Genomic DNA, 17,791 nt, shown 5'->3' with positions numbered 1-17,791 from the left:
GTTGTTTGTCACGCGTGAGTGAGTCGCCGTCTCGATCCGAAACGCCCGGGCTGGCGTCGCGCCGTGTGGCCTTGGAGGTGCTGGAAGCTGTGGCGGCTGGGGCTTACGCCGATGTCGCCCTCGAGCGGGCGTTGCGCCAGCACCCCTTGCAGGCTGCTGACCGCGGCCTGGCCACCGAATTGGCCTATGGCGCGATTCGTTGGCGTCAGTGGCTGGACGCCTGGCTCGACAAGCTCGGCAAAGTGCCGGCACGCAAACAGCCTCCACGCCTGCGCTGGCTGCTGCATCTCGGTTTGTACCAGGTGCTGCGCATGGAGCGGATCCCTGCCGCCGCTGCCGTGAATACGACGGTGGAACTGGCCAAACGGGGCAAGCTGGCGCGCCTGGCGCCTGTGGTGAATGGCCTGCTGCGCGCAGCGCTTCGGGCGCGTGAGGCGGGCGATGGTTTGGTTCAGCCGACCGATCCGGCGCTGGCGCTGGCGCAAAACCAGTCGCTGCCGCTCTGGTTCACCCAGGATTTGCTGCGCTGGTGCGGCCCGGATCAGGCCGCTCAAGTGGCGCAGGCGTGCAATCAGGTGCCGACGTTGGATCTGCGCATCAACCGGCTGCGCTCATCGCCCGCAGAGATGGCTGCACGTCTGGCGGAACGCAGCATGCCCACGGCGGCGATCCCCGGCTGCCCGGATGGTTTGCAGGTGTTGCACTCAGCAGGGGATCTGCGCCAGTGGCCGGGGTACGAGGAAGGCCACTGGTGCGTGCAGGATCGTGCGGCTCAGTGGGTGGCGCCGTTGCTGGCCGTTGAGCCAGGGCAGCGGGTGCTGGATGCCTGCGCAGCGCCCGGCGGCAAGGCCACCCATCTGGCGGAATTAATGGGGGATCAAGGAGAGGTTTGGGCTGTGGACCGTTCGGCCGGGCGCCTGCAACGGGTGGCCGCCAACGCTGCCCGACTCGGCAGTGGCTGCATCAATGCCTTGACGGCGGATGCCGCGCAATTGCTCGAAGAACGCCCGCAGTGGCGAGCTTCCTTTGATCGGATCCTGTTGGATGCCCCCTGCTCCGGTCTGGGAACGTTGGCCCGTCACCCGGATGCGCGCTGGCGCATCAGCGAAGCGTCGATTGCCGATTTGGTGCAACTTCAGGCTGGCCTTCTTGATGCCCTGGTGCCATTGCTCAAGCCTGGTGGACGGATCGTGTATGCCACCTGCACCGTGCACCCTGCCGAGAACACCGAACAGATTCATGGCTGGTTGCAGCGTCATCCCCAGCTCGTGCTGGCGTCTGAACAGCAGCGCTGGCCAGACCCGCAGGGCGGGGATGGGTTTTATGCAGCTGTGATCACTGCACCGGCAGCGGCCTGAAATTTTCATCCACCGGCGGTCCTCCTGGTGGGGCGACGTAACGGGGTGGCGGTGCCGTTGGTGCAGCCGGCGGTTCTCCCCCGATGAAGGGCTCTTCGCCGGGAGCCCAGAGATCAGGCCCTGGGGTGTAGTCGTATCCCTGGTATGGGGCTTCCTCTCGTCTCCCGGAGGGTTTGGCTTTGCCGGGCGGCTGGAAGGTGCGCGTGAGCACGGGCTTGGGGGGGAAGTTCTGCACCGGGTAGGTGCCCTTCACCTCCTCCATGAACTGCTTCCAGGCCCAGGCGGCTTCTCCGCTGTTGCTGTTGGTTTCGTTGTTGTTGTCGTAGCCAAACCACACGGCCGTGGTGAGTTGGGGGATCGATCCGATAAACCACAGATCCCGGGCTCCCTCTGAGGTGCCGGTTTTGCCGGCCACCGGACGGTCATCCAGGCGGGCCGCGGCGCCGGTTCCCCCACTCACCACCCGTTGGAACATCCAGTTCATGGCATCGGCCACGTCGCTGTCGAGGGCCCTCCGTCCTTTGTCGCCATCCACGCGCCTGCTCCAGAGCACGTTGCCGTTTGGGCCTCGGATCTCCTCGAAAGCCGTGGGTTTCACGTAGACCCCCCGATTGGCAACAGCGGCATAGGCGGCTGTCATCTCGAGAACGGTCTGCTCGTAGGCCCCGATGGCCATGGGGTAGTACTTGCCCAGTGGGCGCTGGTTGCCGATGCCCAGCTTGTTGGCGGTGCTGATGATCGCGTCGAACCCGACCTTGTCCTGCAGCTGCACCGCCACGGTGTTCAGCGAGTTCTTCAGGGCATCCGCCAGGGAAATGGTGCCGAAGTATTTGTTGCCGAAATTCTTGGGGCAGTAGCCCGCCCAGCAGCGGGGAGCGTCCACGAACTTGTCTTCCGGCTTCACCCCGGAATTGATCGCAGCGGCATAGGGAAACAGCTTGAAGGTGGAACCGGGCGAGCGCAGCGCCTGGGTGGCGCGATTGAACTGGCTGCTGCTGAAGTCTTTGCCACCCACCATCACGCGCACCAGGCCTGTGCCCGGTTCCATCGACACGATCGAGCCTTCGGTGTCGAAGGGTGCGAATTCACGCACCACGGCTTGTGCTTTCTTCTGCCAGTTGAGATTCAGGCTGGTGCGGATTTTCAGGCCGCCCACTTCCAGTTGTTCCGGCGTGAGCAAACGGGGCAACTGCTGGGCGACCCAACTGGTGAAGAACGGCGCTGCACTGTTGAAATATTTGGGAATCGCAGGTTTGAGCGCCAACGGGCTGTTGCGGGCTTGCTCGGCTTCGCTGGCTGTGATGAATCCCGACTGACGCATGCGGTCGAGCACCAGGCTGCGCCGTTCCAGGGCCAGTTTCGGATTCACCAGAGGCGAATACACCGAGGGCGCGGGGGGCAGGCCGGCGATCAATGCGGCCTCAGGAAGGTTGAGCTCGCTCGGTGTTTTGGAGAAATACACCCAGGCCGCATCGGCCAGGCCGTAGGCGCTGGAGCCGAGGTACACATAGTTGAGGTATTGCTCGAGGATCTGCTCCTTGCTGAGTTGGCGTTCGAGCTTGTAGGCCAGGGCCGCTTCCTTGAGCTTGCGGGTCAGCGTGCGGTCCTGGCTCAGGAACACCGTGCGGGCCAGCTGCTGGGTGATCGTGCTGGCGCCTTCGCGCACAGCACCCTGGCGGACGTTGCGCACCAAAGCACGGCCAATGCCCCAGAGATCCACGCCGTCGTGCTCATAGAAGCGGCGGTCTTCAGCGGCGATGAAGGCCTGCTTCACCAGCAGGGGCATCTGTCCAGGCTCGATTTTTTCCCGGGTGGCAGGGCCGAGCTTCTGAATCACGGCACCGTTAGTGGAGAGCAGGGTGATCGTGCCGGGGCGGTTAAAGCGACTGATGCCGCGGGCATCGGGGAGGGTGGCGTCGAAAGCGCGGGTGACAGCGGCCTGGGCAAGGGCAACACCAACACCCACCACAACGGCAGATCCTCCGATCAGAACCCAGTGACGACGGGTGCGGGTCACATCCCTGGAGTCAGGGAACTATGGCCAATTGCCAGGGCGGTCACGAGCATGCCGAGCACGAGGAAGGGCTGCGCGCTGGCTTGATATTTCACGTCGTAAGCCACTGGATCCCGCAGCAGCCAGATGTCTTGAAAGGTGATCTGAGGCACGATCAGCAGCACCAGAAGCACGGCAGCAAAATGCTGCCCGATGGCGATCAGCACCGCAACCATCAACAGCTGGAAGATGTCGATCATCCCAGCGCTGATCCAGCTTGCCGGCCGAATTCCGAATGCAACCGGAAGTGACTGAAGCCCCAGGGCACGGTCGCCTTCCACACTCTTGAAGTCGTTGACAACGGCGATGCCAAGTCCGGCGAGGCTGTAGGCCAGGGTGAGAATCGCTGTCGCCCAAGTGAGCTGTCCAAACAGTGCTTGGCCGGCCCACCAGGGAAGGGCGATGTAGCTCGCTCCCAGGGCGTAATTACCGAGCCAGCCGTTCTGTTTGAGCTTGAGCGGCGGAGCTGAATAGATGAAGCTCACAAACGACCCACCGAGCGCAAGCAGCAAGAGCACCGGGGTGGTGTGCCCGGCCCAGAGATCCAGGGCATAGGCCACGGCAAGACCTGCCAGCAGCAACACCCAGATCTGCAGTTTCACCTGGCCAAGAGGAATGGCCCCGGATGGAATCGGCCTGTAGGGCTCATTGATCGCGTCGATCTCGCGGTCGTAGTAATCGTTGATGGTCTGGGTGTAACCAGCCAACAAAGGACCGCTCATCACCATGCAGCCGAGCGCCGCTGCGAAATGATCCAGGCGCCACTCGTAATGCCCACTGGCGGCTGCACCGCAAACCACGCCCCAGATCAGCGGGATCCAGGTCACGGGTTTCATGAGCTGCAGGCGCAGCTTCCAGATGTTGGTGGTGCCGCTGGCACCTTTCATGCCAAGCAGCTGACGGGCGTCACTCACGCGTTGAGTCCTCAGGCGGGAGCAATTTCATCTTCAAAGAACCAGTTGGTTGACCCATCGCTGAGTTCAACAACCACTCCGATTCCCTTGCCATCCACGGTCCGAAAATCCGTCACGGTGCCATTGGCGTCGGTTTTCAGCAGCTCAACCAGCGCTTTGGGGATGCGATCGCGAACGCGGGTGACACGCACCTTGGAGCCGATGTCGATGGTGATTGCCTGCTGTGACATGGCCTGCGAGGCTTGGAAAGTGGCAGCAACCCTAACAGCCGCAAATCAAACGTCATGGTCGCTCTCCGCCTGATTCCCTGCCTCGATGTGGCCGCTGGCCGGGTGGTGAAGGGCATCAATTTCGTTGGACTGCGCGATGCCGGAGACCCCGTTGAGCTTGCTTGCCGCTACAGCCAGGCCGGAGCTGATGAGCTGGTGTTTCTGGATATCGCAGCCAGCCACGAAGGACGCGCCACCCTTGTTGATCTGGTGAGGCGCACCTCGGAGCAGGTCACGATCCCCTTCACCGTTGGTGGAGGAATCGGCTCTGTGGAGGGAATCACGGAGTTGTTGAGGGCTGGAGCTGACAAAGTCAGCCTGAATTCCTCGGCTGTGCGGCGTCCTGAGCTGGTGCAAGAGGGCGCGCAGCGTTTTGGCTGCCAGTGCATCGTTGTGGCGATCGATGCCCGTCGCCGTGATGGCGGTGGATGGGATGTGTATGTGAAGGGTGGCCGCGAGAACACCGGCCTTGACGCTGTTGATTGGGCCCGTGAAGTGGCCAGGCTCGGAGCGGGAGAAATCCTGCTCACGTCCATGGACGGTGATGGCACCCAGGCGGGGTATGACCTGGACCTCACCCGTGCTGTCGCCCAAGCGGTGCCGGTTCCAGTGATTGCCTCCGGTGGAGCCGGAACGCTCGATCACATCGCCGAGGCTCTCGACCAGGGTCCCAGCGGTGGACACGCGTCGGCCGCGTTGCTGGCGTCCCTGCTTCACGACGGCGTTCTGACGGTGCAAGAGATCAAGAACGACCTGCTGCGTCGTGGTCTGGCCATTCGCCCCCCCGAAGGCGCTGGTGATACTTAAAGTTTTGATACGTGGCTGCAAGCGCCAAGCGCCGTGTTGAACCCAGGGTCCAAATCGATGGTCTTGAGTGCACTTTCGGTGCCTCAGGTGAACGCATGGTCGCCGACTTTCTGGATTGGGCTTGCCCTGGTCAGCATCGTGATCGCACTGGTGGCCTGGGGGTTGCAGCTCATGCAATCCGCCGTTGATCAACAGGAGTTTTCCTTGATGCTGGCGGGGTGTCTGGTGTGTTCAGCTGCCGTTGGACTGGCCACGGTGATGGTGATGACCTTGAACGACTTCCTGCTTTGAAACCTGGAGATCCAGAGGCTGTTGAGCAGCTGTTCAATGACGCTGCGCCCACCTACGACCGGCTGAACGACCTGCTCAGCTTTGGGTTGCATCGCCAATGGAAACGCCAGATGCTTCTCGATCTGGCTCCGCGTTCTGGGGAGAGCTGGCTTGATCTCTGTTGCGGCACTGGCGATCTGGCCCTTGCACTGGCCAGGCGGGTTCGCCCTGGTGGCCAGGTGCTGGGAGTGGATACGGCCGAGGCGCCGCTTGCGCTCGCGCGCCAACGCGCAGCGCGCGAGCCCTGGCTAACGCTTGCTTTCCAGCAGGGCGACGCCCTGGCTCTCAACGCCGAGACCGCCTCGGTTGATGGGGTGGTGATGGCCTATGGGTTGCGCAATCTTGCTGATCCGGCAGCGGGTCTCCAGGAAATCAAACGGGTGTTGCGGCCTGGGGGCCGGGCAGGCATCCTTGATTTCAATCGACTCAAGCCCACGTCCATGGCAGCGCGCTTTCAGCGGACCTACTTGCGGCGTGTGGTGGTTCCCGTGGCCGATGGGCTTGGCCTCAAAGACCACTACGCCTATCTCGAGGCCAGTTTGCAGCGCTTTCCAGATGGTGCCTCCCAGGAACAGCTGGCCAGAGACGTGGGATTTCCCCTGGCCCGTCATCGCCCTGTGGCTGGGGGGCTGATGGGGCTTTTAACCCTGCGCTCTTGAAGAGCTGCAAAGCACCCTTTGTATCGCTTGCGACAAATGAGACTGGTGACTTATGAAGGAATCATTAAGAACCGGAGGCATTCACGTTGGCCTTTCCGCTGCCGTCGCTGTTGGCGTCCATCGAAGATCTCCTCAGTGAAGTCCAGTGGCTGGACGGGATGATCCTGGTGACCGACTCGCAAAAAGCCACGTTTGTGTCGTTCTCGCAGGTGGATCCCATCCTGCGCCGATTGCGCTCTCGTCCCAGGGGAGCCGAAGTGGCCGAGCAGCTCTGCATGTCCCTGCTTGAGACCCATGGGAAAGGGGCGTCCAAGCCCGTGCTCGTGTTCCAGGGCGATGGCAGTTTCTGGCTGGGGATGATGGGACCAGGCCATGGCCATCCCCACCGTCATCACGCCATCGCCCATCTCCACCGTTGTCTGTCGTTGAGTTGAGCCGGGAGGGTCTTTGAGGAGAATGCCCTGCAACGGCCCAAACGCACGGATGCACTTCCAAGACATCATCAGCACCCTCAACCGGTTCTGGTCTGAGCAGGGATGTCTGTTGCTCCAGCCCTACGACACGGAAAAGGGGGCTGGAACCATGAGTCCGCACACCGTGCTGCGCGCCATTGGTCCTGAGCCCTGGGCTGTGGCCTACCCAGAACCCTGCCGCCGGCCCACCGATGGGCGTTATGGCGATAACCCCAACCGAGCTCAGCACTACTTCCAGTACCAGGTGCTGATCAAGCCATCCCCTGATGGCATTCAGGAGACCTATCTCGCCTCCCTGGAGGCTCTCGGTATCAAGGCAGCGGACCACGACATCCGCTTTGTGGAAGACAACTGGGAGTCCCCCACCCTTGGTGCCTGGGGTGTGGGCTGGGAAGTGTGGCTGGATGGCATGGAGGTCACCCAGTTCACCTATTTCCAGCAGTGCGGCGGTCTGGATTGCAAACCCGTGTCGATTGAGATCACCTACGGCCTCGAGCGCCTGGCGATGTATCTCCAGGATGTGGAGAGCATCTGGGATCTGAGTTGGAATGCCCAGCGCGGTTACGGCGACATCTGGCTGCCTTTTGAGAAGGGTCAGTGCCATTTCAACTTCGAGGCGTCCAACCCAGAGCGGCTGAAGCAGCTGTTCGCGATCTATGAGGCGGAGGCCACCGATCTGATCGCCCAGAACCTGCCCGCTCCGGCCCTGGATTTTGTGCTCAAGTGCTCGCACACCTTCAACCTCCTGGAGGCCCGTGGAGTGATCTCGGTGACCGAGCGCACGGCCACCATCGGCCGGATCCGCACGCTGGCCCGCAAGGTGGCTGAAGCCTGGCTGGCGGAGCGAGAGGCGCTCGGATTTCCCTTGCTGGAGCCGAGTGCGGCAACAGCAGCGGTCTGATCCCTTTGCGGCCAACCGGGGAACCCTCGCTGCATCACTGATGCGGGTGCCCCATGAATTCGGCCCTGGCCACGGCGTTGCTCCTGCTGCTGGGATCCCTGGGCGCGGCGCTGTCCCAGACCTGGCAGCACTGGTGCACGCTGCTGGTGGTGCTGGGTCTCGGTCTTGGCGTTCTGCGCCGGTGCTGCGGGCTTTCTAGGCCATCTCTGGGCCTGATCAGCCTGTTGCTGGCGCTCGTGATCGCCCGCTCCGGCCTGGCCGCTGAGCCGCGCCCCCATCCCTTGGATCCCAGTCATTGGATTCCGGTGAAGGGCCCGGCTGTGGAGGTGACCCTCCAGGGACGTCTGCTGAACGATGGACGGCTTCGCGATGGACGTTGCCGCGCTCTGCTGGAGGTGAATCATCTCGATGGTGCGCGGCGCCGGGGGAGGACGGAACTCACCGTCGATCCTTGTCAGCAGCCTCTGCATCGGGGCGATTGGCTTGAAGTCACAGGGGCGCTGCGACGGCCTCGGCCTGCTGCTCACCCCTTGCTCCGTGGCGGAGCGGAGCGCTTGCTCGCTCGAGGCAGTTGGAGCCAGATCCGCAGTGCGTCTGTTCAGGTCTTGCGCCAGTCCTGGACGCCTTTGGCCGATGGCCGCCGGCGCATTGCCGAGGCCTTCACCACGGCAGCCGGACCTGCGCGCGGCGGGCTGCTGGCCGCGCTTGTGCTGGGGAGTGCGCAGGTGGATCTGATGGCGGATCTGCGTGAGGCCTTCCGCGTGGCGGGTCTCTCTCATGCCCTCGCCGCTTCAGGGTTTCATCTGTCCGTGCTGCTGGGCACCACCCTGGCGGCCACTCGCTCAGGTCCGTCTGCGCTGCACGTCGGGGCCGGGGGAAGTGCCATGGGCTTGTTTCTGGCGTTGGCCGGTGCCCAGCCCTCGGTGGTGCGGGCCGTGCTGATGGGCGCCGCCGCTCTCCTGATCCGTGAAGGGGGGCAGCGCAGTCGCCCGCTCGGCGTGCTGGTGCTCACCCTGCTGCTCATGCTGCTGATGCATCCAGCCTGGGCCCGTTCGGTGGGCTTTCAACTCAGCGCTGCAGCAACCGCGGGTTTGGTGGTGTCGGCTGCTCCCTTGGAACAGTGGCTTTGCACCCATGGGCCGGGGTGGCTGCGTCCCCTCGCCCCTGCCCTGTCCGTCCCCATCGCTGCTCTGGCCTGGACCCTGCCCTTGCAGTTGCTGCACTTCGGTTCGACCCCCCTTTACGCCCTGGTCAGCAATCTGTTGGCGGCTCCCTTGCTCGCTCCGCTCACCCTGTCGGCGATGGCGTTGGCCCTGCTTGTGCTGGTCGCGCCGGCGCCGATCACCGCCTTTGTTCTGCCCTGGCTGATCTGGCCCGTTCAGCAGTTGGCAGGCGTGCTGATCGTTCTGGTGCACTGGATCAGTGGCTGGCCTTGGGCCCAGTTGCTCACCGGCCGTCCCCAACCGCTGGTGGTGCTCGCGCTTGCCCTTGCCTTGATTCCCTGGTGGTTACCCGCGCTGCGGCGTTGGCGTTGCCACGCCGTTCCCCTGGCTCTGTTGGCCGTGGTGGTGCAGGGGTGGGTGCAGTGCAGTGATGACCTGATCAGGGTGGAGCAGTGGGGACGCCAATGGCTGGTGCTGCGCCATCGCGGCCGTGCGGCTTTGTTGAGCAGCCATGGCGATGGGTTGAGTTGCCATGTGGCCAGGCAACTGGGCGCGGGGCTTGGCCATGCCCGTTTCGATTGGGTGGCGGTGATGGATCCTGTGGCCATGGACCAGTCCGGATGTTGGACTCCCCTGGCGCACACTGTTTTGGCGGAGCAGCAGGGGCAGCTCCCCCTGCGGTCCGGGCAGACGTTGACAAGTGCAGGCCTCGGTTTGCGCGTGACCGGTGCCAGAGGTCGTCACCTGCAGGTTCAGGTGGGACAGCGGCTGTTTGCTCTGCGTCGCAGGGATCTGTTACCCCCACGCGGCGAGCTGGCTTGGGTGGGGCGTGGGGCGGAGCTCTAAAGTGATCAAGCGCATCACTGCGCAGGGAGAGGTGGCAGAGTCCGGTTGATTGCGCACGACTCGAAATCGTGTAGGGGTCACACCCTCGTGGGTTCGAATCCCACCCTCTCCGTTTTCGATGCCATCAAATCGTCCTGAATCAGGAGTGAAACAGCAGGACCAGCCCGAGGCTGACCTGATGGAATTCCCGTTCTTCCCTGCTGAGGTCAAGCCCAACGTCAAGTCCTTCCTTCAAGGCGTCGTCGAAAGGAGGGGTCAGAGGCTGGTCGTCTGAATGCCACAAGGCAGCAATTCCCACTGGGGTGGCATGCCAGCGAAAGTGAACGGTCTCACCGATTGAGGCCTCTTTCAGGGATTCCTCAAGAAGGCTGTTGAGAGGGGTGCTGGTGGTTGCCATGTCCCAAGCTTCGGGACAAGGCGAGTCGTCGGCAATTTCCTGAGAGACTTCGTGATGAACCTGTCGCGTTGTGAGACTGGATGGCGAAACGCTTGCAGCCTGGGCTTTGCTTCTGTGCCGTTGCAGCTACTGACCCTGAAGTGCTGACGGATCATTGGCGTTGCGGTTGATTGGGATGAGACAGGAGGGACAGGGATTGCTCAGCGCATCAGGGCGATCTGTGTTGAAGACTTCGGCTTCCGGGCTCAGGCGTCGTGCATCGCGTCGGCATCTGGAGCTGATTTCCGCGCCTCCCTCGAGCCTGACGGCGCTCACCCTCGTGCGCCGTCAAAGCCGCGTGGGGCGCACGCTCAAACGCAGCGGTGATGTGCTTTTTTCACTCGCGGTTCTTGCGGTGGGTGCCCCGCTGTTCGGCGTCTTGGCAGCGCTGGTGAAACTCAGCTCTCCGGGGCCGGTGTTTTATGTGCAGAAACGCGTTGGCCGCGGCTACCGGCGCTTCGGCTGCCTCAAATTCCGCACCATGCGAGCCGATGCGGATGCTGTGCTGGCGCAGGTGCTGGAGCGATCGCCAGCCATGCGTGCTGAGTTCGAGCGTGACTTCAAGCTCCGGAACGATCCGCGGATTACACCGATTGGCCGGTTTCTCAGGCGATCAAGTCTTGATGAACTTCCCCAGTTCCTCAATGTGTTGCGTGGGGAAATGAGTGTGGTGGGTCCGAGGCCGATCGTTGACAAGGAGATTGAGCGTTATTCCGATTACATGGATGAAGTGCTGGCTGTCCGTCCAGGCTTGACGGGGCTTTGGCAGGTGAGCGGGCGCAATAACCTCAGTTATGCCAAGAGGGTTCGCTTGGATCTGGCCTATGCCCGAGGTCGTTCCTTCCTGCTTGATTGCGCCATCATCCTGCGCACGTTCGGTGTGCTGTTGCTGCCGATGGACCGCGGGGCGTATTGATCCCCATGCGCTGCGTTAGTGCCGCGTGAGCAGGCTCAGCCCTGCTGCTGCCGCCAGCCACATCCATTCCAGCCGTGCTGAGAGCGACAGGATGGTTCGCACGCCGCGTGGGTCGGCCTGTGCTCCCCCAGCGCCGAGCAGGGGTTTCTCGATCCAGGTGTCTCCATAGCGGTTCCAGCCCCCCATCTCAACCCCGGCGCAGTGGGCGTAGATCGCTTCCGATCGTCCGGCATTGGGTGAAGGATCTGCAGCGCCATCCCGTTCCGCTGCTCGCACCAATGAGGGCCAGAACCACCAGCTGCGGCTGATCAACGGCAGCGTCACCATCACCAGCCGGCAGGGCAGCCAGGTGAGGGCATCGTCCAAACGGGCGCCTGCGGTTCCCAGCCAGCGCAATCTCCCGCGCCTGTAGCCCAGCATGGAGTCGAGGGTGCTGCTGGCCTTGAACCCCCATGCCAGGGCGAGGGGGCCAGGACTTTGCAGCCAGCCTGCGCTCCACAGGGCCACGCCCACGAGCATCCAAAACAAGGGCGCGAAGACGCCATCCACGGCATTTTCACTGGCCGTCTCCGCAGCTGCTCGCAAAATCTCATTGCCGCTGAGCTGCTTCGTCTCACGGCCCACAATCCAGCTCAGCCGCTCCCGGGCCAGGGTCGGCTCTTCATCGCCCTTGGCTGGGAGGGCCTTGACCACGGCCATGACGCTGTCGTGAAGGCTTCGTGCCGCCAGCGCACTGGCGAGGGCCACGATCAGGATCACACCGGCAGCCCACTGCCACAGTCCGCTGGATTGCAGCCAAAGACGCTCGATCAGCCAACCAGCGCTTGCGCTGGTCAACACCAGGGCCGCCGTGATCAGACCACCACTCAAGCGCAGTGCCCTGGGACGGTCTCTCGCCCAGGGCTCTAGCCGTTGCCTGAGCCAGTGGATGGCCCTCCCCATCCAGACCACTGGATGGGGTGACCAAAGGGGATCACCGATCAACCAGTCGAAACCGGCCGCGGCGATCACCAGATAAGCGGACTGAATGGTCCCCGTCTCAGGACGCTTTCAACCAGCTGAACATCGACCGCAGTCCCTTGCCCACGTCCTCGATCTTGTGGTGACGGTCCTGTTCGCGGATCTTGTTCATCTCTGGCTTGCCGGCTTCGCATTCCGCCACGAAGTTCTTGGCGAAGGTGCCGTCCTGGATGTCGCCGAGGATGCGCTTCATTTCCGCCTTGGTGTCGGCCGTGATCAGGCGCGGACCGCTGACGTAGTCGCCGTATTCGGCGGTGTTGGAGATGGAGTCACGCATGGCCGAAAGGCCGCCTTTCACCATCAGATCCACGATCAGCTTCACCTCATGCAGGCATTCGAAGTAAGCCAGCTCGGGCTGGTACCCGGCTTCCACCAGGGTTTCGAAACCTGCTTTCACCAGTTCGGAAAGACCGCCGCAGAGCACAGCCTGTTCACCGAACAGGTCGGTCTCGGTTTCCTCTTTGAAGTTGGTCTCCAGGATTCCGGCTCGGGTGCCACCGATTCCTTTGGCGTAGGCCATGGCCAGCCCACGGGCGTTGCCGGAGGCGTCTTGCTCGATCGCGAACAGGGCGGGCACGCCCTGGCCGTTCTGGTATTCCCAGCGAACGGTGTGGCCCGGACCTTTGGGGGCGATCATCACCACATCAACGTCGGCAGGCGGCTTGATGAGTCCGAAGCGGATGTTGAAGCCATGGGCGAAGCTCAGCACCTTGCCCGCTTTCAGATGCGGTGCGATTTCCTTGGCGTAAACGTCCTTCTGGAACTCATCGGGCAGCAGCACCATGATCCAGTCGGCTCGTTCTGCAGCCTCCGCCACAGAGAGCACCTCGAGGCCATCGGCCTTGGCTTTCTCAGCGGAGCGGCTGCCTTCATACAGACCCACCACCACGTCAACGCCGCTGTCCTTGAGGTTGAGGGCGTGGGCATGACCCTGGGAGCCATAGCCGACGATGGCCACCGTCTTGCCGCTGAGCAGCGAGAGATCGGCATCGGTGTCGTAGAAAAGCTGAGCCATCCGGACGGTGGTTGTGGAGCTTGGTAACGACTGAGCTTACGCAAGCGCCGGTTGGCTCAGGCCTCGTTCGGGTGGGCGATCACGCGGTCGATCAGGCCGTAGTCCATGGCTTCCTGGCTGCTCAGAAAGTAGTCACGGTCAGTGTCTTTCTCGATTTTCTCGAAGCTCTGGCCGCTCATCTCCGCCATGGAGCGGTTGAGCATTTCTTTCATGCGCAGGATCTCTTGGGCTTCAATCTCGATATCGCTGGCTTGGCGTTGGGCGGTGCCGCCCAGGGGTTGATGGATCATGATCCGGCTGTGGGGAAGCGCCAGGCGCTTGCCTTTGGTGCCGGCTGCGAGAAGAAAGGCACCCATCGAGGCGGCTAGGCCCACGCAAATCGTGACCACGTCACTCTTGACGTATTTCATGGTGTCGTAGATGGCCAGGCCTGCGGTTACCGAGCCACCAGGGGAATTGATGTAGAGGTAAATCGGCTTGCCGCTGTCTTCAGAGTCGAGGTACAGCATCTGAGCCACCAGGCTGTTGGCGACGGCGTCGTTCACTTCCGAGCCGAGAAACAGAATCCTCTCCACTCCCAAACGGGTGTAGATGTCGACCCAGCGCTCCATCTGGCTGCCGGGAAGACGGTAAGGGACGCTTGGAGTTCCGATGGGCATGGTTCCTGGGGGATGACGGGTGGAAAAAGTTGATCGTGAACGAGGTCAGGCTGCGGGAACCGGCGCCGGCAGATCCTTGCGACTGGTGAGGACGCGGTCGATCAGCCCGTACTCCTTGGCTTGCTCAGGCGTGAGATAGCTCATGCGATCGGAATCCTTCGAGAGCTCTTCCACGGAGCGTCCCGTGTTGGTGGAGAGAATTTCCAGCATGGCGCGCTTGTTGTGGAGAACCTCTTGGGCGCGGATCTGGATGTCGGTGGCTTGGCCGCGGGCGCCGCTGCGAGGTTGGTGCAGCACGATCGAGGCATGGGGAAGAGCGGCGCGCTGCCCTTTGGTGCCGGCTGAAAGGATCACAGCGGCTGTTCCCATCGCCTGGCCAATGCAGATGGTGTGGACGGGAGGTTTCACGTAGCGAAGGGTGTCGCAGATCGCGAACGCTTCGGTTTCAAAACCGATGGCATCACCCGTGTACCAGCTCGTTCCCGTGGAGTTGATATAGAAGTAGATCGGTTTGTCGGGGTTGTCGAACTCCAGATAAAGGAGTTGGGCGATGATCAATTCGGTGACATCGATCCCCACCTGACGCTTGGTGTCGTCGTCTGAAAACAGAGGAAGACCGAGATAGACGATCCGTTCCTTGAGCAGCAAGGAGGGAAGATCCGGTGGCGGTGTTCTCATCACCGACGAATCGCCGTAATACGGGGCTGACGTGGTCATCCGCTTCTCATCTCCTGTCGTGGCAGGAGCCTAGCGGGATTCCGACGTTGGACGCTCGTTGCTTTTGAGCTTGCGCGGTGGTTTGGACGCCTTGCTTTCTTTGCCGACCACGGTTGGGGCCCGGTCCTGATCGAGACGGGCAAACACCATGCGCCCGCTCGGATTCTGGAGAGCGCCGGTGATCACCACAGGACGGCGTTCTCCAATCGCTGAACGGGCATTTTCGACCACCACCATCGTGCCGTCCTCCAGGTAGGCCACTCCCTGGTCATCGGCCTTGCCCTCGCGCACGATTTTGAGATTGAGTTCATCGCCTGGCTGTACTTCAGGACGCAGGGCGATCACGAGTTCACTGAGGTTCATCACCTTCAGCTCTTTCAAGCGGGCCACCTGGGCCAGGTTGAAATCAGCGGTCACCAGAGTGCCGCCGGTGTCTTCGGTGAGCTGGAGCAGCCGGTCATCGGTACCGGCGCCGTCGTAGCGCGTGGTGTTGATCACGAGGCGACGCTCGTAGGCCTCGCGCAATTCATTGAGCAACTTGAGGCCGCGGCGACCTTTCCCGCGCTTCTCCAAGTTGTTGGAGTCGGCCAGCTGCTGCATCTCATCGATCACGGTCTGGGCCACGATCACTTTTCCCTCCAGCAGGCCGCAGCCGATCATTCCGCGGATGCGCCCATCGATGATCACGCTGGTGTCGAGGATCTTGGCTGTTGCCGGTGTGAGAACGCCATCGGCCACCAGCAGGGCTTCGGTGGACGTTGGGTTGAAGAACCGCAGCAGGGTGCGTCCATGCACCTCAGCCAGGTTGTACCCCAGCACACCGAAGAATCCGTTGCTGAGAATGGCGGCCAGGGGTTTGACCAGGGAGCTGGCCCCCGCCAGGGGCAACAACAGAATCGGCGCCAGCAGCAGGTTGGCCACCAGCAGCCCCAAGATCAGTCCCACGGCCCGGCTCACGAGCAGGTCGGTGGGCATGGTGCGCACTTGCCGCATCAGCTGCTGCCGCAGCCTCCGGAACACGAGCCCCGCCACGATGCCGATGCCCGCACCAGCAGCCGTCAGGCCAAGGCGAACCCCCTGGGCGTTCACGTCGTCGAGAAGCTCCTGGGGCAGCAGATGCACGCCCATCCAGCCTGTGGCTGAACCGGAGATCAGAAAGAGAAGGAGAATGAGCGCTTCAACCATCGTGTTGGATCCCGGCTGCTCACCCCGTTTGAAGGCAGCATGCATCATCGTCGACCGTTTGGCTCGGGATGATGTCCGCACCCGCGCCCCGAAGCGCCTATCTCCATATTCCTTTTTGCCATCGCCGCTGTTTCTACTGCGATTTCGCAGTCGTCCCGCTTGGTGATCGCGTGCAAGCGCTGGATGGTCCTGGCAGCGGATCCATTGCGCTCTACCTCGACAGCATTCTTCAGGAGATCCGCCTGTCGCCAGCGGGTCCCCCCCTGGCCACGGTGTACATCGGTGGCGGCACCCCGTCCCTGCTGACGGCGGATCAGGTGGGAGGCCTGCTCGCGGCCCTGACTGACCGCTTCGGCCTGCAACAAGGGGCGGAGGTCACATTGGAGATGGATCCAGCCAGCTTCGCGCTCGACGACCTTTCGGCCCTGGTTCGCCACGGTGTGAACCGGGTGAGTCTTGGTGGGCAGAGTTTCGATGATGGTGTGCTCGCTGCTCTGGGGCGCCGGCATCGCCGCAAGGATGTGCTGGAGGCCTGCCGCTGGATGCAGCGCTTTCTGCAAGAGGGACGTCTACGCAGCTGGAGCCTGGATCTGATCCGCAATCTCCCCGATCAGGATGATGCGGCCTGGGCAGCAACCCTTTCGGAGGCCGTGGCGCTGCAGGCGCCCCATCTTTCGATCTACGACCTCAGCATTGAGCCTGGCACCGTGTTCGCCAGGCGCGAGCAGCAGGGCACGCTCAGGCTTCCCGATGAGGACGGTGCCGCCGATCGAATCGCCTTCACGACGCAGCGTCTTTTCGAGGCGGGGTACTGCCGCTACGAGATTTCCAATTACTCCTGGCCGGGGCATGCCTCGCGCCACAACCGCGTGTACTGGAGTGGTGCGGGGTGGTGGGCCTTTGGCCTGGGCGCCACCAGTGCCCCCTGGGGTGAGCGATTCGCCAGGCCGCGCACCCGCGAGGCCTATGCCCTGTGGCTCGAGCAGCAACAACAGGAAGGGCCCCATACTTCGCTGCTGCGGGAGAGCGCGCAGCCGCTCAGCCTCGAAGACCGGCTGTTGGTGGGGCTACGCCGCCGGGAGGGGGTGGATTTGCTGCAGCAGGCCCTGGCGAGTGGCTGGAGTGCCCAGCGCTGTGCCGTGCATCTTCCTGATCTGGAACAGCGTTGCCAGGAGTTCCTCACTCAAGGCTTGATGGTGAAACGGGGGCATCGCTGGCGACTCACGGACCCCCTGGGAATGGCTCTCAGCAATCAGATCCTGGTGGAGGTTGTGCAGTGGTGGGATCAGCTGCCGGCTGACGCTGGTCCTCCAGCCAGGAGCGAAGCGCCTCAATGCCCAGAGTCCTCCCCTCCAGGCGGGCAGGACTGAAGGGCGGTTGCCGGGGGGTGAGCCCCAGCAGGTCAGCGGTCACGCTGACCTGGCCATCACAGTTCTGCCCGGCACCGATTCCGATCACAGGGATCGCCAGGTCTCGCCGCAGGTGACCAGCCAGGGCTTCGGGCACGTGCTCCAGAACCAGCGCAAAGCAACCGGCCTTCTCCAGTTCCGAAGCCTGGAGCCGTAATCGTTCCTGGCTCACGGGATCCTTCGCCTGGCGGCGGTACCCCAGTTGATGCACCGATTGGGGGGTCAGCCCGAGGTGGCCCATCACAGGAATCCCCATGCGCACCAGCCGCTCGATCACCTGCACCACTTCCGGCTCGGCGCCTTCCAGCTTCACGCCGCCTGCGCATGAATGCTTGAGCAGGTGTCCTGCAGCGGCCACGGCACGGTCGAGACCGCACTGGTAGCTGAGAAAAGGCAGATCGGTGATCACCAACGGCTGCTCAGAGGGGGGCTTGCTCAAGCCACGGCAGACCGCCTGGGTGTGGAGCAGCATCTGCTCAAGGGTCACGGGCAAGGTGGTGGCGTGCCCAAGGCTCACCATGGCCAGAGAGTCGCCCACCAGCACGATGTCAGCACCGGCTTCTTCAACGACAGAAGCGCTCAGGGCATCCCAGGCCGTGAGCATCGTGATGGTGCGGCCGGATTGTTTGAACCGGATCAGATCCGAGGCTCTCAACCTCTT

General features: G+C 62.9%; 18 protein-coding genes, 1 tRNA gene and 1 pseudogene. 10 read left to right on the top strand and 10 right to left on the bottom strand.

The features are described 5' to 3' along the window. Positions 1–14 precede the first annotated feature (14 nt). Positions 15–1,358 (top strand): 16S rRNA (cytosine(967)-C(5))-methyltransferase, encoded by a 1,344-nt coding sequence (locus SynBMKMC1_RS09740; protein WP_186471579.1) that lies wholly within the window; start codon positions 15–17, stop codon positions 1,356–1,358. On the opposite strand, the gene SynBMKMC1_RS09735 is transcribed toward SynBMKMC1_RS09740, so the two are convergent. Genes SynBMKMC1_RS09735 through SynBMKMC1_RS09725 form a run of 3 tightly spaced genes read right to left on the bottom strand, consistent with a single transcriptional unit; the run spans position 1,336 to position 4,555 of the window. Beyond that, positions 1,336–3,375 (bottom strand): transglycosylase domain-containing protein, encoded by a 2,040-nt coding sequence (locus tag SynBMKMC1_RS09735; RefSeq protein ID WP_186471578.1) that lies wholly within the window; start codon positions 3,373–3,375, stop codon positions 1,336–1,338. The two genes, SynBMKMC1_RS09740 and SynBMKMC1_RS09735, sit on opposite strands and share 23 nt — an antisense overlap. Further along, positions 3,372–4,325 (bottom strand): chlorophyll synthase ChlG, encoded by a 954-nt coding sequence (chlG, locus tag SynBMKMC1_RS09730; RefSeq protein WP_011933674.1) that lies wholly within the window; start codon positions 4,323–4,325, stop codon positions 3,372–3,374. The genes SynBMKMC1_RS09735 and chlG overlap by 4 nt, the downstream gene beginning before the upstream one ends. A gap of 11 nt (positions 4,326–4,336) precedes the next feature. After that, positions 4,337–4,555 (bottom strand): DUF2862 domain-containing protein, encoded by a 219-nt coding sequence (locus tag SynBMKMC1_RS09725; protein ID WP_186471577.1) that lies wholly within the window; start codon positions 4,553–4,555, stop codon positions 4,337–4,339. A 54-nt stretch (positions 4,556–4,609) separates the two neighbouring features. On the opposite strand from SynBMKMC1_RS09725, the gene hisF reads away from it, so the two are divergent. From hisF to SynBMKMC1_RS09690, 7 genes are all read left to right on the top strand, one after another. Continuing rightward, on the top strand, positions 4,610–5,401 hold the full coding sequence (gene hisF / locus SynBMKMC1_RS09720; protein WP_186471576.1) for an imidazole glycerol phosphate synthase subunit HisF: 792 nt from the start codon (positions 4,610–4,612) through the stop codon (positions 5,399–5,401). Positions 5,402–5,458: 57 nt separating this feature from the next. Continuing rightward, the gene (locus tag SynBMKMC1_RS09715; RefSeq protein ID WP_011933671.1) at positions 5,459–5,692 is read left to right on the top strand and encodes a hypothetical protein; all 234 of its coding nucleotides are present in this window, start codon (positions 5,459–5,461) and stop codon (positions 5,690–5,692) included. Continuing rightward, positions 5,689–6,390: a bifunctional demethylmenaquinone methyltransferase/2-methoxy-6-polyprenyl-1,4-benzoquinol methylase UbiE gene (gene ubiE, locus SynBMKMC1_RS09710; RefSeq protein ID WP_186471575.1), complete on the top strand. Its 702-nt coding sequence runs from the start codon at positions 5,689–5,691 to the stop codon at positions 6,388–6,390. The genes SynBMKMC1_RS09715 and ubiE overlap by 4 nt, the downstream gene beginning before the upstream one ends. Before the next feature lie 86 nt (positions 6,391–6,476). After that, positions 6,477–6,824, top strand: coding sequence for a hypothetical protein (locus tag SynBMKMC1_RS09705; RefSeq protein WP_011933669.1), 348 nt, complete (start codon positions 6,477–6,479; stop codon positions 6,822–6,824). Between the two features lie 49 nt (positions 6,825–6,873). Continuing rightward, on the top strand, positions 6,874–7,764 hold the full coding sequence (gene glyQ / locus SynBMKMC1_RS09700) for a glycine--tRNA ligase subunit alpha (protein WP_186471574.1): 891 nt from the start codon (positions 6,874–6,876) through the stop codon (positions 7,762–7,764). A 53-nt stretch (positions 7,765–7,817) separates the two neighbouring features. After that, entirely contained in the window at positions 7,818–9,773 is a 1,956-nt protein-coding gene (locus SynBMKMC1_RS09695) for a ComEC/Rec2 family competence protein (RefSeq protein ID WP_186471573.1), read from the top strand. A gap of 25 nt (positions 9,774–9,798) precedes the next feature. Next, positions 9,799–9,885: transfer RNA gene (locus tag SynBMKMC1_RS09690), tRNA-Ser, on the top strand. A gap of 27 nt (positions 9,886–9,912) precedes the next feature. Here the strand turns inward: SynBMKMC1_RS09690 and SynBMKMC1_RS09685 are convergent. Then, a complete protein-coding gene (locus tag SynBMKMC1_RS09685; protein ID WP_186471572.1) occupies positions 9,913–10,170 on the bottom strand; it encodes a hypothetical protein in 258 nt (85 codons plus the stop codon). A 196-nt stretch (positions 10,171–10,366) separates the two neighbouring features. On the opposite strand from SynBMKMC1_RS09685, the gene SynBMKMC1_RS09680 reads away from it, so the two are divergent. Continuing rightward, positions 10,367–11,125 (top strand): sugar transferase, encoded by a 759-nt coding sequence (locus tag SynBMKMC1_RS09680; RefSeq protein WP_186473415.1) that lies wholly within the window; start codon positions 10,367–10,369, stop codon positions 11,123–11,125. 15 nt (positions 11,126–11,140) lie between these two features. Here the strand turns inward: SynBMKMC1_RS09680 and cbiB are convergent, their stop codons facing one another. From cbiB to SynBMKMC1_RS09655, 5 genes are read right to left on the bottom strand one after another with little or no spacing between them, the layout of a single operon-like run. After that, positions 11,141–12,136 carry an adenosylcobinamide-phosphate synthase CbiB gene (cbiB, locus tag SynBMKMC1_RS09675; RefSeq protein ID WP_186471571.1) on the bottom strand — a complete coding sequence of 332 codons (996 nt, stop codon included), beginning with the start codon at positions 12,134–12,136 and terminating at the stop codon, positions 11,141–11,143. 28 nt (positions 12,137–12,164) lie between these two features. Continuing rightward, complete coding sequence (gene ilvC, locus SynBMKMC1_RS09670) at positions 12,165–13,160, bottom strand: ketol-acid reductoisomerase (RefSeq protein WP_186471570.1); 996 nt, start codon at positions 13,158–13,160, stop codon at positions 12,165–12,167. Positions 13,161–13,216: 56 nt separating this feature from the next. Beyond that, complete coding sequence (locus SynBMKMC1_RS09665) at positions 13,217–13,819, bottom strand: ATP-dependent Clp protease proteolytic subunit (RefSeq protein WP_186471569.1); 603 nt, start codon at positions 13,817–13,819, stop codon at positions 13,217–13,219. A gap of 45 nt (positions 13,820–13,864) precedes the next feature. Beyond that, a complete protein-coding gene (locus SynBMKMC1_RS09660) occupies positions 13,865–14,536 on the bottom strand; it encodes an ATP-dependent Clp protease proteolytic subunit (RefSeq protein ID WP_011933661.1) in 672 nt (223 codons plus the stop codon). A gap of 30 nt (positions 14,537–14,566) precedes the next feature. Next, positions 14,567–15,721 (bottom strand): PIN/TRAM domain-containing protein, encoded by a 1,155-nt coding sequence (locus SynBMKMC1_RS09655; RefSeq protein WP_041428892.1) that lies wholly within the window; start codon positions 15,719–15,721, stop codon positions 14,567–14,569. Between the two features lie 71 nt (positions 15,722–15,792). Here SynBMKMC1_RS09655 and SynBMKMC1_RS09650 point away from each other — a divergent pair. Next, positions 15,793–17,085: pseudogene (locus SynBMKMC1_RS09650) on the top strand (coproporphyrinogen-III oxidase family protein); the annotation flags it as partial. Here SynBMKMC1_RS09650 and panB read toward each other — a convergent pair. After that, entirely contained in the window at positions 16,967–17,785 is an 819-nt protein-coding gene (panB, locus tag SynBMKMC1_RS09645; protein ID WP_186471568.1) for a 3-methyl-2-oxobutanoate hydroxymethyltransferase, read from the bottom strand. The pseudogene SynBMKMC1_RS09650 and the gene panB sit on opposite strands and share 119 nt — an antisense overlap. Positions 17,786–17,791: the final 6 nt, after the last annotated feature.

It is taken from the genome of Synechococcus sp. BMK-MC-1 (genome assembly GCF_014279955.1).
Classification (GTDB): domain Bacteria; phylum Cyanobacteriota; class Cyanobacteriia; order PCC-6307; family Cyanobiaceae; genus Synechococcus_C.
Note: the sequence above shows the minus strand (reverse complement) of the source record. Positions and strands in the feature narration are given on the sequence as shown.

Coding starts and splice junctions, on each gene's coding strand:
- SynBMKMC1_RS09725 (WP_186471577.1), bottom strand. CDS start 4,555: ATGTCACAGCAGGCAATCACCATCGACATCGGCTCCAAGGTGCGTGTC.
- hisF (WP_186471576.1), top strand. CDS start 4,610: ATGGTCGCTCTCCGCCTGATTCCCTGCCTCGATGTGGCCGCTGGCCGG.
- SynBMKMC1_RS09715 (WP_011933671.1), top strand. CDS start 5,459: ATGGTCTTGAGTGCACTTTCGGTGCCTCAGGTGAACGCATGGTCGCCG.
- glyQ (WP_186471574.1), top strand. CDS start 6,874: ATGCACTTCCAAGACATCATCAGCACCCTCAACCGGTTCTGGTCTGAG.
- SynBMKMC1_RS09695 (WP_186471573.1), top strand. CDS start 7,818: ATGAATTCGGCCCTGGCCACGGCGTTGCTCCTGCTGCTGGGATCCCTG.
- SynBMKMC1_RS09685 (WP_186471572.1), bottom strand. CDS start 10,170: ATGGCAACCACCAGCACCCCTCTCAACAGCCTTCTTGAGGAATCCCTG.
- ilvC (WP_186471570.1), bottom strand. CDS start 13,160: ATGGCTCAGCTTTTCTACGACACCGATGCCGATCTCTCGCTGCTCAGC.
- SynBMKMC1_RS09665 (WP_186471569.1), bottom strand. CDS start 13,819: ATGCCCATCGGAACTCCAAGCGTCCCTTACCGTCTTCCCGGCAGCCAG.
- SynBMKMC1_RS09660 (WP_011933661.1), bottom strand. CDS start 14,536: ATGACCACGTCAGCCCCGTATTACGGCGATTCGTCGGTGATGAGAACA.
- SynBMKMC1_RS09655 (WP_041428892.1), bottom strand. CDS start 15,721: ATGGTTGAAGCGCTCATTCTCCTTCTCTTTCTGATCTCCGGTTCAGCC.